Origin of the sequence: Kitasatospora sp. NPDC056138 (assembly GCF_042264695.1) — a bacterium.
Classification (GTDB): Bacteria; Actinomycetota; Actinomycetes; order Streptomycetales; family Streptomycetaceae; genus Kitasatospora.
In genome coordinates this window covers 1-16,898 of record NZ_JBHJVK010000066.1, presented here as the reverse complement: position 1 = coordinate 16,898, position 16,898 = coordinate 1, and the positions used below count along the sequence as shown (strand labels likewise).

Here is a 16,898-nt window from a genome sequence, read left to right as displayed (position 1 = left end):
CCGGAAAGCCGTGACAGAACCCATTGCCAACCGGCTCGGCTCCCTCCCCTCCCGGTCCGCCCCGCCATACGGCAGCCAGTCCTCGGCCAATCTTGCAGACATCCTGGAACGCGTCCTCGACAAAGGCATCGTCATCGCCGGCGACATCCAGATCAACCTCCTCGACATCGAACTGCTCACCATCAAGCTGCGCCTGCTCATCGCCTCAGTGGACAAAGCCAAGGAGATGGGGATCGACTGGTGGGAGCACGACCCCTCGCTGTCCTCCCGCGCCGGCAGCAGCCCATCGCTGGAGAAGGAGAACCAGCGCCTGCGCCAGCAAATTGAGGAGTTGCGCGCCGCCGCCCTTCCCCCGTCTGAGAACGCACACGAGGTGCCCGCAGTCACTCACCGCGCAGTTCGCGCCAAGCAGGCAGCGCCCCGCTCCAGGCCTGCCGCGGGAGATGAGACATGACGAGGCTGATCACCTATGCGTACGCGGTGGCCAGGCGAGTCGAGGCCCTGCCGCGAACCATCACCGACCTCGTCGGCGTGGCCGAATCTGCGGTGCACCTCGTGAGTGCCACGCGGGGCGACGACGTGGTGGCGGTCGTCAGCCCGGTACCCGAGGAGGACTTCGAGGAGACCGCGCTCCGGCACCATCTAGAAGATTTCGAGTGGCTGGAGACCCTCGCCCGCGCGCACCACGGCGTGATCGAGGCCGTCGCCGTCCGCACCACCGTTCTCCCGCTGCGTCTGGCCACGGTGTACCTCGACGACGACCGGGTCCGAGCCATGCTCGCCGACCGACAGAGAGCCTTCGACGAACAGTTGAGCCGGCTGGCCGGCCACGAGGAATGGGGCGTCAAGCTCTACGTGGACGCGCCGTCGACCCCGGCTGTGCCTCCTCCAGACCCCCACGTCAGTTCCGGACGCGACTACCTGCGTCAGCGACGGGCCCAGCGGGACTCGCGACAGGAGACCTACCAGGCCGCCGAACGAGCCGCCGAGCGGATCGAAACCGCCGCCCGCGCCTACGCCGTGGACCGCGCCCGCCACCGGCTCCAAGAAGGTGAGCTCGCCGTCGGACCGGGCACAAACGTCACCAACGACGCCTACCTCGTCCCCCTCGACCACGCTGAGGCATTCCGAGCCCACATCCTGCAGTCGACCGATGGCCTGCACGGCGTCCGCATCGAAGTCACCGGTCCATGGGCCCCGTATTCCTTCGCCACCCCCCGCAGGACGGAGGAGACCACACCGTGAGCGAACCCCATGGCCTGTCGGCGCCCAGATCCCCGGCGCCCATGCCACAGCGGCAAGTCGCACTCATCGACCTGCTGGACCGGCTGCTCAGTGACGGCGTGGTCCTCACCGGCGACGTCATCCTGTCCATCGCGGACATCGACCTCGTCCGCGTCTCACTGCGAGCACTCATCGTGTCCATCAACGATCAGAACCCGGCCCCCTGGAACGCCGCGCCACCAGCACGGCGACAATTCCATGACCGGTGACAGCAGCCAGCCCCCGAGCCGCCTCGACGAAATCGCGGCAGCGGCGACCCGCGCCTTCCAACTGCTACCCACGACTCCCCAGAACACTTCGCCGCCTGCGACGACTTCACCCGCCCGGGCACCACACAGACTCGCCACCGACGAGGAAACGGTCGAGCGCGACCTGATGAAACTCGTCCTCACCATCGTCGAGCTGCTGCGCCAACTCATGGAGCGCCAGGCCCTCCACCGCGTTGACGTCGGCGACCTCACCGAGGAACAGGAGGAGAGGCTGGGTTCCACACTCATGGCCCTGCACGAGCGCATGACCGACCTCTGCAGCCGGTACGGACTGACCCTGGAGGACCTCAACCTCGACCTCGGCCCGCTCGGAACCCTGCTGCCGCCCTCCGAGTAGACGCGCCAGCATGAGGCAAGCAGCAGGAGGCCCTGTCACTCAACAGGAGCTTCCGGTATGGGAGACCGTTGGCCGCAGTCCGGTCAAGGACACCTCCACCGGCGTGGCGGGCACCGCTCGCACAGCGGCTCCCAGGACGCGACGAAGGAGCAGTTGTACAACCAGGCCGAGCAGTACACCATCCACGGCCGCTCGCAGAGGCAAGAAGCAAATCGGACGCACGCTCGATCGATAGGAGCTTCGCAATGTCGTCCGACCCCGACATCACCCCCGTACCGCCGCCCGAACCTTCGTCACCACCCGAACCACCGGTGACACCGGTGACACCGGATCTGCCGGCGCCACCTGAATCGCCCACACCGCCCGAGCCGTCTACCCCGCCCCGCCCGAATGATCCAGCCCGAGAGCCCGTCTTGCCGGAACCCAGACGGCCCCACCTGTCGGAGCCACCCGACTGAACGAAGCGCTGCGGCGGCGCTGGGCCAAGCGGCTAACGCCCGGGACCGCCATTGTCACGGGTCCGGTGAACTATGGTGCGGCGATCCCATCGTCCCGGATGCGCTGATCCTCGAGGACATGTCACCAGCACACACCACCCGCGCCGTGCCGGGGACTTCACCAGAATCCGCTCACGGTCAGGGGGACGGAATGGCAGGAAAGCGCCGCCGATGCCAGGGGCGTTGTTCCGCAGCGTGCTGCGCCGCCGGCGCTTCCACCGGGCCAAGGCCCACCTCGTGCTGTCAGCGATCCGCCGCGCCGCTGCCGCCCTGGGGGAGCAGATGCGCGACGTACAGGCCGGCACCTATCACGGGGCCTGGCCCGGGCACCGGGTCGGCGCCGGGTGATGGTGTGCCACCCAACCACGCCGGCAGCCTTGTGGTTGGCCGCGTGCCTGCCTGGGGCGCGGTACTTGGCGGCCCCGGGGCTCCCTGGAGCCGTTCGCCGGCTTCCGGCGCTTGGCGGACGGGCAGGGCGGGCAGGCGGGCGTCGGCTCCTTATGGGGAGCTTCTATCGCCGGGTGCGGCAAGCCGAACATCTACTGCTGGAACCGACGGCACATCTGCAGGAGGCTGGAAGCTCGACTGCGACAAGGGCCGCCTGCCGCCCCGAGACGGCCCATGCTGCCCGCCCGGCCCCCGCAGCGTGAGGACGACATCGACCGGCAGGTGCGGGCCGACCCGGATCGCTGGGAACACGTCGGGGAGGTCTCCGTCGCGGGGCGGGACGGCCGCGTCGATTCGCCGCCACCCGAGCGGAGGCCAAGCGGACTCTGGCCCATTTCGTCTCCCACCGCCTTGCGGACTTCGGAGGCTGGGAGGACGCCACGCTGCACGACGACCCATAGTTGGCCCACAGCACCTGTCCGTCCCGCTTAACCTCGGCCTGCTCGACCCCGGCGAGTGCGTACGGGCCGCCGAGGCCGTCCACCGCGCCGGCGGGGCGCCGCGCCGAGGGCTCCGTGCGCCAGACTGCCGACTGGCGCGCGTACGGGCCTTGACCGGTCGAAGTCGGCCGCAATCTCCCGGTCCATCCAGCCCGAGGCCATCAGTCGAAGCAGGTGCTGCTCGCGGTGGCCGACACGCCAGGAACCGGACTGGATCCGAGCCGACGGTGACCGGCGAGGCCCTTCACACGAGCGGTGCGATCCGGCCTGCACAGCCGAATCCAGCCCAAGCTGACGACAAGTAGCATGGACCAGAAATGGGATAAACCTGCAAAAATGGGGCAGACGGCAGAGTGAATTGAAGTCGGCAGAGGAGGTCGAGTCTCGTGAGCGCAGGTAAGAAGATCAAGCACACGGCTGAAACCGCCAAAGGTAAGGCGAAGGAAGCGGCGGGCAAGGCCGTGGGCAATGAAGGCCTTATCGCAAAGGGCAAGGCTGAGCAGGTCAAGGGCGACGTCCTCCAAGCTGGTCAGAAGGCCAAGGACGCCCTGAAGCACTAGGTGCACTGGTCACGGAGGTGAGCACAGGGGCTTACGGCGCGATGATCGACCGTTGATTCAGGTTGCCGGGGTCCGCCGGATGCGTCCGCCGACCGCGTGTGACGGCACGAGCGCGTTTAGGCCGTAGACCTCGTCCAGGCGGTCCTGCATTAGTCTTCGAGGCGCCGACACCTTGCCGGCGCCTCGAGCCCGAACAAAGCAAGCGACCGTCAGGGCGGCGAGGAGACCCTCGTCCGGTGCTCGCGCAACATCTTCGCGGCATGCCCCAGGGCCCGATGCGATTCTTCGGGCGCGGACAGGCCGCTTCGTACCGCGCAGCGACCGCGCCTTACTTTCCGGCCCGAGCAGCGCCGCAGCGGTCCGCCCGCGCCGCGCGGCCGGACCGTGAGCACCGCCTCGGGTGTGGCTACGGCCCACGCGGCGGGGATGTACCGCTCCACATGCCCCACGTTGAATTTGCAGAACGTCGCTGTGACGGTGCCCGCGCCGACTGTCCCAGAGCGGGGCCGCGCGGCCCGCGAAGTAAGCCGTGGCTCGGCGCTCGAGCCCGAGCGCCGTGAGTTCGTTGCCAGCCGGCGTCACCGCCGCCGCTTCTGCGGTGCACGGGGATCCCCCGGCGCAGAAGACGCAGATCCGAGGTGTCGTAGTAGACGGCGTCGAGGTCCTGCGGCTCGGCGCCTCTGGTGGTCGCCACGCCGGGAAACTCCCCCAGGGCCCGCCAGCAATGCCAACCCCTCTTGTACTTCCGTTCCGTCTCCTTTTGTTCCCTGGCCATACGTAGCGCCTTCCCGCGTTGGCCCCTGTCACACCCGGCGTCGGCCTCGGGTACGCTCCCACGCCCCCGCCGCCAGCACGCGGTGGCGGGGGCGGGGCCCGCGGTCAGCCAGGGGCGATCCGTCCACCTTGGCTGCCCTGACCAGCCCTGATGATCGGCGGCTATCGGGCGGCCCGAGAACCCTTGCGCCCTGCGGATATCACGAAGCAGCTCCGACGTCCGCATGGGGCCGACGTCGACTCCGCGATGTCCCTGGCCCATTCTGTGACGTTCCAGCTGGGTAGTACCGTGACCATCCACATGCGGGCGGGGTCAGTCGCCCATCTCGTTGCGATCCTCGCCGGTCCATTTGCTGGTGTCGCGCGGATGGACGTAGGGCTCTTCTTCCTTCGGCAGGCCGCCTTGGGTGGCGCGTTCGCGGGAGAGTTCGGCGTCGAACTCCAGGCCGAGGAGGATGGCTAGGTTGGACAGCCACAGCCAGACGAGGAAGATGATGACGCCGGCCAGGGTGCCGTAGGTCTTGTTGTAGGCGCCGAAGTTGGCGACGTACAGGGCGAAGCCGGCGGAGAACGCCAGCCAGATCAGTACGGCGAGGACGGCGCCCGGCGATATCCAGCGAAAACCGCGTCCTTGTACGTTGGGGGCGGCCCAGTACAGGATCGCGATCATCAGCATGACCAGGAGCACCAGGACGGGCCACTTGGCGATGGCCCACACCGTCAGCGCCGTACTGCCCAGGCCCAGAGCCCTGCCGACGTGGTCTGCGAGCGGACCGGTGAAGACAACGATCACCGCGCTCGCCGCGAGCAGCACCATCAGCAGCAGGGTCAGTCCCAGCCGCAGCGGGGTGAGCTTCCAGGTGGGACGGCCCTCGGGCATGTCGTAGACCACGTTGGCGGACCGGATGAACGCGGCCACGTAGCCGGACGCGGACCACAGCGCGGCTGCCAGGCCCACGACGGCCAGGACCGAGCTGGTCCCGCCGTTGTTCTGCAGCTGGTCGACGGCGTCGCGCAGGATGTCACGCGCGGCCCCGGGGGCGAGGTGCTGCAGGTTGGCCAGGATCGCGCTGGTCGCCGACTTTCCAATCACGCCGAGCACGGACACGAGCACGAGCAGGGTGGGGAAGATCGCGAGCACGCCGTAGTAGGTGAGAGCCGCAGCGCGGTCGGGCAACTCATCGACGAGGAACTCCTTGCCGGTACGACGCAGCACCATCCCCCACGAGCTCCGGGTTATCTCGGTGAGGCCGTCCGGGGCGGCTTGCTCCACTCGTCGGCTTGGGCCCGGATCGGCAGCGGGCTCCTCGTCACCGGCCTCGTGCCTGTTCCTGAAGAGGAAGGCCATACCAAGCCCATATCCACCCCCGCCACAATGAAACACCTGACCTGAGGGTTCCGAGGGGCTGGTCTGCCGCGCGCCGCTCCCCGGCGGCGACCGGTCTGCCGCTGCTGGCGACGACCCGACCGGCTCCAACTCCTGGGCTGTGACCTTGTTCTTCGGTCGGCCCCAATCGGCCTGAGCGTGAGCCGTGCGAGCGGAGGTCTACCGGTGGGTGGCTCGTTGAATCCCCGTATGACTGGCAGAGTGAGGGGTCCGGTCGGTCCGGCCTCGAGTGGGGCGGCGACTTGGCGGTCCTGGTGCGGTCGGCGCGGGTGTGGAGCGAAGCCGCCCCCGCTCAGCCGGAGGAGTGCCGACTACTTGTGTGGCTGGAACGGGCGCGCGCTGATGGGCGCCGCAGGTGAGCGCCGGATCGCCCGGTGCCGGGCCCCCGCACCCGCCGAAGGCGTCCCGCGCCCTCCACCCACCTCGCGGCTGCTGGTCCGCGAGGTGGCTCTGCGGTAGGTGTTCACAGTCGCCGGGCGTTCAGGCGGGCGGGGCTGGGCCAGCGGACGTCACTAACCCAGCCGGCGCGCTCGAGGAGGCGGATGGCGGCGGAGGAGGGGTCGATCTGCTGTCGGTCGACACCGTGCCGGGCGCAGGTGGGGTCGGCGTGGTGCGTGTTGTGCCAGCTCTCGCTGAAGGACAGCAGGGCGAGGGGCCACAGGTTGGTCGCGCGGTCGTGGCGGCGGGTGCGGAAGTGACGGTTCCCGATCACGTGGGAGTTGACGCTCCACGTCACGTGCTGGAGCAGTGCGACTCGCACGAGTCCGGCCCACTGGAGGGCGGCCAGCGCGTCGTGCAGGGTGCCGCCGATCGCCCAGCCGACGCCGAAGGCAGCGCGAGTGAGAGGACGCACAACGCGGGGAATGCACGTGACACGGCGCGGATGCGCTGGTCGGCGAGCAGGTCGGGGGCGTTGCGCTCGGCGGGGGTGACGGTGCCGGCGAACAGCCAGCCGACTTGGGCGTGGGCCAGGCCGCGTAGGTGGCCGCGCAGGGTGGTGCCGCAGCGAAACGGGGAATGTGGGTCGCCGGGCCGGTCGGTGAACGCGTGATGGCGGCGGTGGGTTGCCATCCACGCGATCACATCCCCATGGAAGCTCTTCGAGCCCGCCACCGTCAGCGCCACGCCCACCCTGGGGCGGGGGCGAAGCCGTGACGGGTCAGGCCACGGTGGAAGCCCACCGTCACGCCCAGGCCGGTAACGACGTACAGCACCACGGCGAGCACCACGTCCGTCGGCCCGATCAAGCGTCTCCATAGCACCCATCTCGCAACTGAGTTTGTCGCAAGGGCGGCACGCTGAGCCCTGCTCCCACGGCTGCCTGCGGACACATGAGTACCCACGGTCGGCCGGAGCAGCCGCTTCGGCCGGCCGCACGCCCGTGGTGGTTGGGCCGGGATACCCCGTTCGCGCCCGCCGCCGGGGTGACTGGGGCGAATATGCCCGTTTCGCGAACAGGGATCGTTTCGCGAACAGGGATGTGGAGAGACGCCGGGAACGTAAGCACCGATCCGGCCCCGCGAGGAGGAGCGATGAAGGCCTTGACCTGGCACGGCAGGCGAGATGTCCGTGTCGACACCGTCCCCGACCCGGCCATCAAGGATCCGGCCGATGTGATCATCAAGGTGACCACCAGCGGACTGTGCGGGTCGGACCTCCATCTCTACGAGGTTCTGGGCCCCTTCCTCGACGTCGGTGACATCCTCGGTCACGAACCCATGGGCATCGTCCAGGAGGTCGGGCCCGACGTCACCGCGGTCCGGGTGGGGGACCGGGTGGTGATCCCGTTCAACGTCTCCTGCGGCACCTGCCACACCTGCGGGCAGGGCCTGCACTCGCAGTGCGAGACCACCCAGGTGCGGGAGTACGGCAGCGGCGCCTCGCTGTTCGGCTACACCAAGCTCTACGGGCAGGTCCCCGGCGGGCAGGCCGAACTGCTGCGCGTCCCCTTCGGGAACAACCTGCCGATCAAGGTGCCGCACGGGCCCGTGGACGACCGCTTCGTCTTCCTCTCCGACGTGCTGCCCACGGCGTGGCAGGCCGTCGAGTACGCGGCCGTGCCCCAGGGCGGCAGCCTCGTCGTCCTGGGCCTGGGACCGATCGGCGACATGAGCTGCCGCATCGCCCTTCACCGCGGCGCGGCCCAGGTAATCGGCGTCGACCTCGTCGGCGAACGCCTCACCCGGGCCCGCCGACGCGGCGTGCACGTCCTGGACCTGGGCGGGCACGGCAAGGACCTCGCCAACGTCATCCGTGATCTCACCGAGGGGCGCGGCCCCGACGCCGTCATCGACGCGGTCGGGATGGAAGCCCACGGCTCGCCCGGCGCGAAGCTCGCAGCCCAGGCCACCAACCTGCTCCCGAGTGCCCTCGCCGCCAAGCTGATGGAACACGTCGGCATCGACCGCCTCCACGCCCTGTACCTTGCCATCGACATCGTGCGGCGCGGCGGCACCATCTCCCTGTCCGGCGTCTACGGCGGCCAAACCGACCCCCTGCCGCTACTCACCATGTTCGACAAGCAGATCCAACTCCGCATGGGCCAAGCCAACGTCCACCGCTGGGTCGACGACATCCTCCCCCTGCTCACCGACGACGACCCACTCGGCGTCGACACCTTCGCCACCCACCGCCTCCCACTCGGCGACGCGCCGGGAGCCTACGAGATGTTCCAGAAGAAGCAGGACGGTGCCGTGAAGGTGCTCTTCAAACCCTGAACACCCGTACCCATCGACGCGTCCGTGTCGGGAGCTCGCAACTACAGCCCCGACCACAGCCCCACCCCCCCGGAGCCCACCATGACCCCACGACCGCTCCGCTTCGCGGGCCGTACCATCCTGGTCGCCGGCTCCTCCCGAGGCCTCGGCCTGCTCGTGGCCCGGGAACTGGCCCGCCGCGGAAGCCGGGTCATGCTCTGCGCCCGCGACGCGGACGCCCTCGGCCGGGCCGAGCAGCAGCTGCGAGCCAGCGGCGCCGACGTCGCCTCCCTCCACGGCGACATCACCGACCCCGATGCCCCCCGCTGGCTCCTGGACGCGGTGCACGAGCGGTTTGGCCCGCTCGACATCCTCGTCAACAGCGCCGGAATCATTTAGGTCGGACCCCTGGAGGCCCTGCGAGAGGATGACTTCCGCCAGGCCATGGAGACCATGTACTTCGCGCCGCTGCGCCTCACGCTGGCGGCCTTGCCCGACCTGAGGGCCAGCAGCACCGGCGCCATGGTGACGGTCTCGTCGGTCGGCGGCCGGATCCCAGCCCCGCACCTGCTGCCCTATGTCGCCGCCAAGTTCGCCGCGGCAGGTTTCTCCCAAGGGCTGCGGGCGGAACTCGCGGGGACGGGGGTGAGCGTCACCACCGTCCTGCCGGGGCTGATGCGCACCGGATCGCACCCTGCCACGCGATTGCACGGCCGCCCCGGCGCCGAGTACGGGTGGTTCGCCGCCGCAGCCTCCATGCCGCTGCTCTCGACGGACGCCGAGCGGGCCGCCCGCGCGATCGTCCGGGCCGCCGAGCACCGCCGCCCCGAGCTGGTTCTCACCCCCGCGGCAAAGATCGGAGTCCGGCTCCAGGGACTGGCGCCCGCAAGCACCGCGCGGCTCCTCGGCCTGGCCGCCCGTGCCCTACCCGCGGCCGGTCACCGGCCACGCCACGACGTCCAGGGCGCCCAGGCGGCAAAGCACTCGAGCCTGCCGGCCTGGGTCACCGCCCTCGGGGACGGGGCCGGCGCGTGGTTCGCTGAGCCCAGCCCCCACGCCGGGCCGTGAGAGAAGCCCAGCCCGCACCTGAATGACCACCTCCAGGCCTTGGGTTGCACGGATGCGGCGGGCCAGTACCTCTACCACCCGGACTTCCGGGCCCTGCGCGACCGGGCCAAGCACGACCACGTCCTGGAGGCGGCCGCCTGCCTGCCCAAGCTGCGGACCGTCGTCGAGCAGGATCTCCTGAGGGGCGGTCTGGGGGGTGGGCGGGTCCTGGTGTGCGCGATCCGGCTGCTGGACCTGGAGCTGGACCTGGACCTGGACCTGGGCCTGTTCCGGTCCGGATCGGGTCCGATGCCTACACCACGGGACAACGGCTCCTACGGCCTGACCACCATCCTGCGCTCGTACGTCACGCTGGGGCGCGGCGCGGTCCGTTTCAAAGTGCCCGGCGAAGTCCGGCCGGCAGCAGGTCGCGTCCCTGGCAGACCCGCAGACCCGCACCGTGATCCGGGCGCTGCTGAACGCGGTCGAGTACCTGTGGGCCCACGTCAAACGAAGCATGGCGAACCTCACCAGCGTTGCCCTCGACCGATTCGAAGCCCTCGTCCGAAACCGCCTCAAGCGACTGCAGTACCGCTCCGACATCCTCGATGGCTTCCTCACCGGGACCGGACTCTCTCTCGACCTCCCACCGCCATCACCTTGAAGCGCCGAGGTCAGTAAGCGCCCGCGCCGAACCTTCCCCTACACCGGCCAAGCTTTCTGACGAGTTGCGTGCACGGGTTGCCGTGGAATGGGGGCGGAACGTGGCGGTCAGCCCGGGGCGCGGTCGAGGTTGCGCAACAAGACCAGCGCGCGGCTCGTCTTTACCCTCATGATTCCGAGCGGCCACCCGCCGCGACGCCCTCGTAGCATGGAGATAGACGCGGCCTTCTTCGCGAAGTGGACATCGCCATGGCGGATGGCGAGGGCCTGGAACAAGGTCTGGTCCAAGATCTCCTGGACCAGACGCTCACCGAGGCAGTGGAAACCCTCGGCGCGTCTTCAGGGGCCATCGTGCTGCTGGAGCGCGGCGGCGAGGTGCTGAGCCTTGAGGTGATGGCCGGGATCCCCCCGGAGTTCTTCAGCCCGCTGCGGCACATGCGGCTGGCCACCGCGACTCCGGATCCGGTGCTTGAAGCAGTGCGCGAACGCCACCTGGTGTGGGTCAGCTCCAGCGAAGACCTGGCACGCCGCTATCCGCAGGTCGCCCTGCTCCTGCCGTATCCGCGGGCCCACGCCATCGTCCCGATCGCCACCGGGCACACTGCCTGGGGCGCCCTCGCGGTGCTGATGTCCCCTGAGCGGTCGCCTGAGCTCAGCGCCTGCGAGCGCCGCACGCTGACCACTGCCAGCGATCGCATCGCGAAGGTACTGCAAGAGGCCGCCGACGCCGGAGCCCCCCTCCGGCCTGCATGCGAGCCCCGCTACATCGCCCTGACCAGCTCCGCCTCGGCCAACCCCCCGGCCGGATTCCTCTCACGCCTCCCCGACGGCGCGTGCTGCCTCGACCCACACGGACGGATCACCTTCATCGATGCCACCGCGGCCGACCTGCTGGGCGAAAGCATCCCTCACCTACTCGGCGCCCGACTACGGGAGGCGTTGCCGTGGCTGGACAATCCGGCCTACGAGCACCGGCTTCAGGACTCGGTCATCAGCCAGCGGCCGACCTCGTTCACCGCGGTACGGCCACCCGACAGGCACCTACTGTTCCAGCTCTACCCTGACCGCACCGGCCTCAGCGTGCGGATCAATGCAACCGACGGCTCGCGCCCGGCGAAGGCACCGACCGACGGCGGCGCCGGGCTGGACCGTTTGGACACGATGCGTCATCTGGTACGCCTGGCCGGCGCCCTGGCGGAAGCGGCGACCGTCCGCGACATCGTCGACCTGGTGGCCGACCATCTTCTGATTCCCTTCCGAGCGAAGGGCTTCCTGCTCCTGATCCCCGAGGCTGGCCGAGTTCACGTCACCGGCCATCGCGGCTTCGCCCCCGAGGTGGTGGACTCCCTCGACCACACGCCCTTGACGGCGAACACCCCGAGCGTGCTGGGTCTGACTGCGAGAGTGCCGTCCTTCTTCGCCTCCCGGGAGGAATTCCGCGCGGCATATCCAGTAAGCCCCGCCATCGACGGCGGCCTGGCCGCCTGGGCGTTCCTGCCGCTGATCGCCTCCGGTCACCCCATCGGCACGTGTGTGCTCGGCTACCAACAGCCCCACCGCTTCACCTCCGACGAGCGCACCAACCTCACCACCCTCGGTGCCCTGATAGCAGGGGCCCTGGACCGAGCACGGCGATACGACGCCGAACATCAGCTCGCCCACGGACTCCAGGCACGCCTGCTGCCCTACACGCTGCCGGAGATCCCCGGTCTGGACGTGGCCGCGCGCTACCTGCCCGCCAGCCACGGCGTGGACATCGGCGGCGACTTCTACGACCTCATCCGCCTGACGACCACCGAGGCCGCCGCGGTCATCGGCGACGTGCAGGGCCACAACGTCAGCGCCGCCGGGCTGATGGGCCAGGTCCGCACCGCCGTCCACGCCTACGCGGTCGCCGGCGCCACCCCCGGCGAGATCCTCGCCCGCACCAACAGGCTACTGACCGACCTCGACCCCGACCTGCTCACCAGCTGCCTGTACGCACACCTTGACCTCGCCCACCACACCACCCAGCTCGCCACCGCCGGACACCACCCGCCCTTCCTGCGCCACCCCGACCTGCACACCGAGATCCTCGACATACCGCCAGGACCCCTGCTGGGTGTGGACCCCGCAGCGTTCTACCCCACCACCGAAGTCGCCCTGCCTCCCGCCACCGTCCTCGCCCTGTACACCGACGGACTCATCGAAACCCCCGGCACCGACCACGACACCAACATCACCAAGCTCGCGGCAGTCCTCTCACACCCCAGCCGCACCCTGGACAGCATCGCCGACGCACTCCTCGACCAAGCCCACCCATCCGGCAACCAGGGCGACGACACCGCCCTCCTACTCCTGCGCGTCCGCCCAAGGCCACGCGCACCCTCGTGAGCGCCACCGGGCACCCCCGACCATCGAGCCACGCCAGCTTCGTCACTCGCCGCCCAGGCCAACCAGGTGCGCTATCGCATCCTGATCTGCACGATTACGGGCTTCGCCATCACGCGGTCTTCAGCGCGCCCTGCTCGCCGCCCAGGGCTTCTCGGGTCGCGCGGTCGCCGCGTGCTGGAGCAGGACCGGATGTCAGAGCTCACGTGCGGTGGCGCGCTGGAACAGGCCGAACGACGCCAAGACCCCACCCCGGACCGGTTCCGTCGAACCCCGCTTCCACCGCACATCAGTGGCAGGGGGGTTGTCGCCACGTCCGGCACGTCGCCACGTCCGACACCCCTTGACCGGGGCCGCTGGCCTGCGGAAACGGGCCGGGCGGCGCTGGGGTGTGCGGAAGTGCCAGCGGAGGTACTACGCGACCCCTTTGTCCCGGCCGGGCAAGGCCTTCGCCGCTGGCCCAGCAGATGGCCGGCGGCCTGGTCGCCGTCCTCGGGATCGGGCGCGGCGGTGCGGTGGTGGACATCGAGGTGGCCTTCCGTCAGGACAGGCCCGGGCCCGGTGCTGTGGCCGGCCCGGGCACCCGGGCGCTCGCCCGGGCTCTGGGCGTTGGCGGACAGCAGCAGCTCGTTGTCGGCGGCATCCGAGATGGGGTGGCCGTTGATGAGGACGGCCCAGGAGCCGTCGTCATCGTAGACCTCGGTCCAGCCGGCCGGGCGGCCGCGCTGTTCGAGGTCGGCGCCGGTAGTGCCGCGCTGACACCGCACAGCAGAAAGGATCTGACGTCGACAACCGGAACTCACCAGCGGCCAGCCCCCCCGGAACGCGTGAATGCGCCCGGGACGGAACTCACCGCCCGCGCCGACAAACCCCAGCACAGGTCAGCCCGTTCGGCAGCGCATGCGGCGCGACGCAGCGGAGGGCGGCCGGACGACCCTTCCGCCGTCCCCACTTCCTCCTCACCGGAGGAAGCTGGTGGCACTGCCCCAGAGACGGCCCGGGATCTCCGCCCACGCCGGCGACACAACCACCAACTCTCAGCGCCACCCCGCCTCGGCCGCCCTGCTCACCGACATCCGGACCTGCCACCGCCCGACCCGCCACCAGCGTGTCCCCGCTCCCGCTCCCGCTGCCACTGTGCTGGTCCCCGGCCGCGACGGCGGCGTGAACGGTGAGCCGTGGTGATTAGGACGGGAAAGTGCACTGCCTTATCGTGACTCGGAAATGGTCACTTATCGGGAGTAGATCACCGGTGCGCCGCATTCGAACAGCCGTCAGTGATGATCTCGACGGCAGCCCGGCGGAGGAGACCGTCGTCTTCGCGTTGGACGGTGAGCGGTACGAGATCGATCTCAGTGCCGGGAACGCGGCGGAGCTGCGCCAGGCTCTGGAGCCGTTCGTCGCTTGGGCACGAAGGATACGCGGCCGGATTCCGAGGCCGGGTCAGCCGGTGCAGCGGCCAGCGCTGGTACGCGCGCAGACCATCCAGGCCTGGGCACTGGAGAAGGGCTACGAGGTCAGCGACCGTGGCCCGATCCCCATCTGGCTCAGCCGCGAGTACGACCAGCACTGCGAAGCGCCCCGCGCAGGAGAGCTGGGGAGACCCGTGCGGTAGCGGCTCGTTTGTGGATTGATCGTCTCCCCCTGAGCCTGCCCCGCCCGCAGTCGGGCCCGCGACGACGCGCTGTCGCGATACTGCGGTGCGGCGGTCACCGGGACCCGGTTGTCCGTCGTGCCGGGTACCAGCCGTAGGCGACAGTTTCGTCCGAGTCGCCGAGGAAGCCGAACCGTGACGACGCCGTCGCTGAGGACCTTCACCAGCACGGCGTGGGCCCGGTTCAATGGGAATCGAGGGTGGTGTGGATACGCCGAACCGTCCACGGGCCGGGCGAAGGCGGGTTGATGCGCTTTCCCTCCGGACGGGTGAGGGGCGGCCCGGTGTACGGGCCGCCCCTCGGGCGGGGTGACTACTGGTCGGTGGCGCAGTCGTGGTCGGCCTCGACATGGTCGCCGTCGGCTGAGCGATCCCCCGGATGGTTCCTACCGCGCGACGGGCGGGCTCATCCGGACCTCGTCGCCGCAGATGGTGATCTCGGCCGGCTTGCCGTTCTGGTCCGTCACCGGGACCCGGACTCCGGTGCTGTCACCCGGAGCGGCCACATCGGCGGAACTGGCAGTGACGAAAACGCAGTTGTCGCTGTCCGGCCCCTTGCCGTTGAACTCGGAGTAGCGCAGGGCGATCACGGCTTTCTTGCCCGCGCCCAGCGTCACCGGGGCAGGGTTGCCGTTCCCGACCCCGTCGGCCTCCGGTCCCTTGCCCAGGTGGAACTCGAGCTTCGGGTAGCCGGCCAGGATGCAGCTGTGGGAGCCGGAGTTGACGGCGATGAGTTCGCCGTTCGCCGGGTTCTTCGCGCCGGTGCCCGGATCGGTGATGCGGGTGAGTGTCCACTTCAGGTTCTGCGTAGAGCACTTGGAGGCCTGCGAGCTGTCGGAGCCCGTCGCCGCGGTGATCCCGGCGGCAGACGCGGCGGACACCGGAGCTGCGGACCGGCCCACGATCGGTGCGGCGGGCACCGGAACCGCGGACTGGCCCGCGACCGGTGCGGCGGACACCGGCGCGGCCCCGCCGGCCTTCGGCGGGTTGGGCGTGGAGCCGGAGCTGGAGCTGCAGGCTGTCAGGCCGAGCCCGGCCAGCAGCGCGGATACGGAAACCGTCAACAGAAAGCGCGAACGCATGGATCCCCCCGGATCGTCAGGACAGCCGACGGGCCAACTCTTCCGGGCCCGGCTGTGCGTACTCAGCAGTGGAGACTCCGGCAGGGACCGACCGGTTGCGCCCGGATGAAATTTTCCTGAGGAACTGTCACTTCCGCGCGTGGGTGCCGCGTTCTCGCTGATCAGATATAGGAGCGGCGGCGGCCCGGGCCCGCTCGCGTTCTGCCGGGTCGCTCAGCGCCCCGGTCAGCTGGCGGGAACAGCCGGCACCGCGATCGAGCGGCGGGCAGCCTCAGCCCGGCTCGCCGCCGCGAGCAGCGAGGAGTGGTTGCGACTCTCCGCCTCGCGCCACTCGGCGGTGCCGAGGTCGCGGCGCATCTCACGGGCCGTGTCGAAGTCGCCGATGTGGGCGGTCAGATCGCCGATCACCCCGAGCAGATAGGCGACCTCTGGCACCGGGTGCTGCTCCAGCGGCCACGCGTTGCGCCGCAGGGCGCTGCGGCGCAGCCAGGTCGCCACGGGTCACGGCGGTGCCCCAGTCCTCGACGCAGCTGAGGCTGTACACCGTGACCAGGTCTCAGTCGTCGAGCGGGGTGATACCGGCGTCGCGGGCGGCTTGGACGAGCAGTACGGACGCGGTCGGTGCGTCCTCGTCCGGATTCGGGGCGCTGTGCACGGGGCCGGCTTCGGCAGGCCGGGCAGTTCCGGCAGTTCGGTGACGAAGACGGTCGCCGCTTGGCGTAGCCAAGTGGCGACCACGGCGGTCAGGGGCCATCCCTGCCGGGCGAGGTGCTGGAGTACGACCTGATCGTGGCCGCCGAGGCCGACGACTCCGGCGTGGAACAGCGCTTCCCGCAGCACCTGCTCGCACACATCAGGGCCGGCCTCACCCTCGGGACAGTCTTCGACGAGGCCCGGCTCGGGCAGCTGGGGCGGGGTGGAGGCGCTGCTGGTCATGTCCGTGGTCTTCCGGGCGAGGTTCAAGGTGCTGTTGGCGGTCAGCGTACTGACGGCCATGCCGGGCCCGGGCCGGTACAGCGCAGATTCATGAGTTCGACTGCCGCTGAGCTGGTCGTTAGTGATGTCCGGGCTCGAACACGGCGTTGACAAACCAAGCACTCGGACCGGTAGGCCTGTCCGGGCCCGGATCATGGTGGGTGCAACTCCGCTGGCCGTTCCAGCGGGCGCGGGCGCGGGGTGGTCCGCGATGGTGGGGATGCGGTCGGATGCCGCAAAGAGGAGGGCCCGCCCGTTCCAGGCCCCACAGCGGGCGGGCCCAGCCGACGACGCCCTTCGGCCAGGCCTGGCTGTCCCCGTTCGGGAGCGCGCTGATGGAGAACTTCGAGACGGTGGCGGACCGCCTGTACGCGCTGGCCCCGGCCCGGTTCACCGCGGCCCGCAACGCCGCCGCC

Annotated in this window: 18 protein-coding genes and 1 pseudogene; 13 read left to right on the top strand and 6 right to left on the bottom strand. The window is 69.9% G+C overall.

Going from position 1 to position 16,898, the window contains the following annotated elements:
- The first annotated feature begins 10 nt into the window (after positions 1-10).
- The 6 genes from gvpJ to ACFC1R_RS30500 all read left to right on the top strand — a co-directional run bounded on the left by gvpJ (position 11) and on the right by ACFC1R_RS30500 (position 3,834).
- Positions 11-454, top strand: coding sequence for a gas vesicle protein GvpJ (gvpJ, locus tag ACFC1R_RS30525; RefSeq protein ID WP_375944087.1), 444 nt, complete (start codon positions 11-13; stop codon positions 452-454).
- Positions 451-1,245 carry a GvpL/GvpF family gas vesicle protein gene (locus tag ACFC1R_RS30520; protein WP_375944085.1) on the top strand — a complete coding sequence of 265 codons (795 nt, stop codon included), beginning with the start codon at positions 451-453 and terminating at the stop codon, positions 1,243-1,245. Before gvpJ ends, ACFC1R_RS30520 begins: the two co-directional genes overlap by 4 nt.
- Before the next feature lie 41 nt (positions 1,246-1,286).
- On the top strand, positions 1,287-1,493 hold the full coding sequence (locus tag ACFC1R_RS30515) for a gas vesicle protein (protein ID WP_375944146.1): 207 nt from the start codon (positions 1,287-1,289) through the stop codon (positions 1,491-1,493).
- Positions 1,483-1,890, top strand: coding sequence for a gas vesicle protein K (locus ACFC1R_RS30510; RefSeq protein WP_375944083.1), 408 nt, complete (start codon positions 1,483-1,485; stop codon positions 1,888-1,890). The genes ACFC1R_RS30515 and ACFC1R_RS30510 overlap by 11 nt, the downstream gene beginning before the upstream one ends.
- Before the next feature lie 668 nt (positions 1,891-2,558).
- A complete protein-coding gene (locus tag ACFC1R_RS30505) occupies positions 2,559-2,735 on the top strand; it encodes a hypothetical protein (RefSeq protein WP_375944081.1) in 177 nt (58 codons plus the stop codon).
- Positions 2,736-3,660: 925 nt separating this feature from the next.
- Positions 3,661-3,834: a CsbD family protein gene (locus tag ACFC1R_RS30500; protein ID WP_375944079.1), complete on the top strand. Its 174-nt coding sequence runs from the start codon at positions 3,661-3,663 to the stop codon at positions 3,832-3,834.
- A 209-nt stretch (positions 3,835-4,043) separates the two neighbouring features.
- On the opposite strand, the gene ACFC1R_RS30495 is transcribed toward ACFC1R_RS30500, so the two are convergent.
- The 4 genes from ACFC1R_RS30495 to ACFC1R_RS30480 form a co-directional block, all read right to left on the bottom strand.
- Positions 4,044-4,274 (bottom strand): hypothetical protein, encoded by a 231-nt coding sequence (locus ACFC1R_RS30495; protein ID WP_375944077.1) that lies wholly within the window; start codon positions 4,272-4,274, stop codon positions 4,044-4,046.
- Positions 4,275-4,921: 647 nt separating this feature from the next.
- Entirely contained in the window at positions 4,922-5,956 is a 1,035-nt protein-coding gene (locus ACFC1R_RS30490) for a YihY/virulence factor BrkB family protein (RefSeq protein ID WP_375944075.1), read from the bottom strand.
- A 502-nt stretch (positions 5,957-6,458) separates the two neighbouring features.
- Positions 6,459-6,848, bottom strand: coding sequence for a hypothetical protein (locus ACFC1R_RS30485; protein WP_375944074.1), 390 nt, complete (start codon positions 6,846-6,848; stop codon positions 6,459-6,461).
- A 262-nt stretch (positions 6,849-7,110) separates the two neighbouring features.
- Positions 7,111-7,242 (bottom strand): hypothetical protein, encoded by a 132-nt coding sequence (locus ACFC1R_RS30480; protein ID WP_375944072.1) that lies wholly within the window; start codon positions 7,240-7,242, stop codon positions 7,111-7,113.
- Between the two features lie 285 nt (positions 7,243-7,527).
- On the opposite strand from ACFC1R_RS30480, the gene ACFC1R_RS30475 reads away from it, so the two are divergent.
- The 6 genes and pseudogenes from ACFC1R_RS30475 (at position 7,528) to ACFC1R_RS30450 (ending at position 14,386) form a co-directional block, all read left to right on the top strand.
- On the top strand, positions 7,528-8,712 hold the full coding sequence (locus ACFC1R_RS30475; protein ID WP_375944070.1) for an alcohol dehydrogenase catalytic domain-containing protein: 1,185 nt from the start codon (positions 7,528-7,530) through the stop codon (positions 8,710-8,712).
- Positions 8,713-8,793: 81 nt separating this feature from the next.
- Positions 8,794-9,759 (top strand): annotated as a pseudogene (locus ACFC1R_RS30470) (SDR family NAD(P)-dependent oxidoreductase).
- A 439-nt stretch (positions 9,760-10,198) separates the two neighbouring features.
- Positions 10,199-10,402, top strand: coding sequence for a hypothetical protein (locus ACFC1R_RS30465; protein WP_375944068.1), 204 nt, complete (start codon positions 10,199-10,201; stop codon positions 10,400-10,402).
- 248 nt (positions 10,403-10,650) lie between these two features.
- Positions 10,651-12,774, top strand: coding sequence for a SpoIIE family protein phosphatase (locus ACFC1R_RS30460; protein ID WP_375944066.1), 2,124 nt, complete (start codon positions 10,651-10,653; stop codon positions 12,772-12,774).
- Positions 12,775-13,746: 972 nt separating this feature from the next.
- Positions 13,747-13,956, top strand: coding sequence for a hypothetical protein (locus tag ACFC1R_RS30455; protein WP_375944064.1), 210 nt, complete (start codon positions 13,747-13,749; stop codon positions 13,954-13,956).
- 67 nt (positions 13,957-14,023) lie between these two features.
- Positions 14,024-14,386, top strand: coding sequence for an Lsr2 family protein (locus tag ACFC1R_RS30450; protein WP_375944062.1), 363 nt, complete (start codon positions 14,024-14,026; stop codon positions 14,384-14,386).
- Positions 14,387-14,811: 425 nt separating this feature from the next.
- On the opposite strand, the gene ACFC1R_RS30445 is transcribed toward ACFC1R_RS30450, so the two are convergent.
- Positions 14,812-15,489, bottom strand: coding sequence for a DUF4232 domain-containing protein (locus ACFC1R_RS30445; RefSeq protein WP_375944060.1), 678 nt, complete (start codon positions 15,487-15,489; stop codon positions 14,812-14,814).
- A 243-nt stretch (positions 15,490-15,732) separates the two neighbouring features.
- Positions 15,733-16,005: a hypothetical protein gene (locus tag ACFC1R_RS30440; protein ID WP_375944058.1), complete on the bottom strand. Its 273-nt coding sequence runs from the start codon at positions 16,003-16,005 to the stop codon at positions 15,733-15,735.
- 707 nt (positions 16,006-16,712) lie between these two features.
- Here ACFC1R_RS30440 and ACFC1R_RS30435 point away from each other — a divergent pair.
- Positions 16,713-16,898: hypothetical protein (locus ACFC1R_RS30435; protein WP_375944056.1), on the top strand; the 186-nt coding region annotated here is incomplete at its 3' end.

Excerpts from the sequence above, each read along its gene's own strand:
- ACFC1R_RS30475 (WP_375944070.1), top strand. The coding sequence starts at position 7,528 with ATGAAGGCCTTGACCTGGCACGGCAGGCGAGATGTCCGTGTCGACACC.
- ACFC1R_RS30490 (WP_375944075.1), bottom strand. The coding sequence starts at position 5,956 with ATGGCCTTCCTCTTCAGGAACAGGCACGAGGCCGGTGACGAGGAGCCC.
- ACFC1R_RS30515 (WP_375944146.1), top strand. The coding sequence starts at position 1,287 with ATGCCACAGCGGCAAGTCGCACTCATCGACCTGCTGGACCGGCTGCTC.
- ACFC1R_RS30520 (WP_375944085.1), top strand. The coding sequence starts at position 451 with ATGACGAGGCTGATCACCTATGCGTACGCGGTGGCCAGGCGAGTCGAG.
- ACFC1R_RS30505 (WP_375944081.1), top strand. The coding sequence starts at position 2,559 with ATGCCAGGGGCGTTGTTCCGCAGCGTGCTGCGCCGCCGGCGCTTCCAC.
- ACFC1R_RS30510 (WP_375944083.1), top strand. The coding sequence starts at position 1,483 with ATGACCGGTGACAGCAGCCAGCCCCCGAGCCGCCTCGACGAAATCGCG.
- ACFC1R_RS30460 (WP_375944066.1), top strand. The coding sequence starts at position 10,651 with ATGGCGGATGGCGAGGGCCTGGAACAAGGTCTGGTCCAAGATCTCCTG.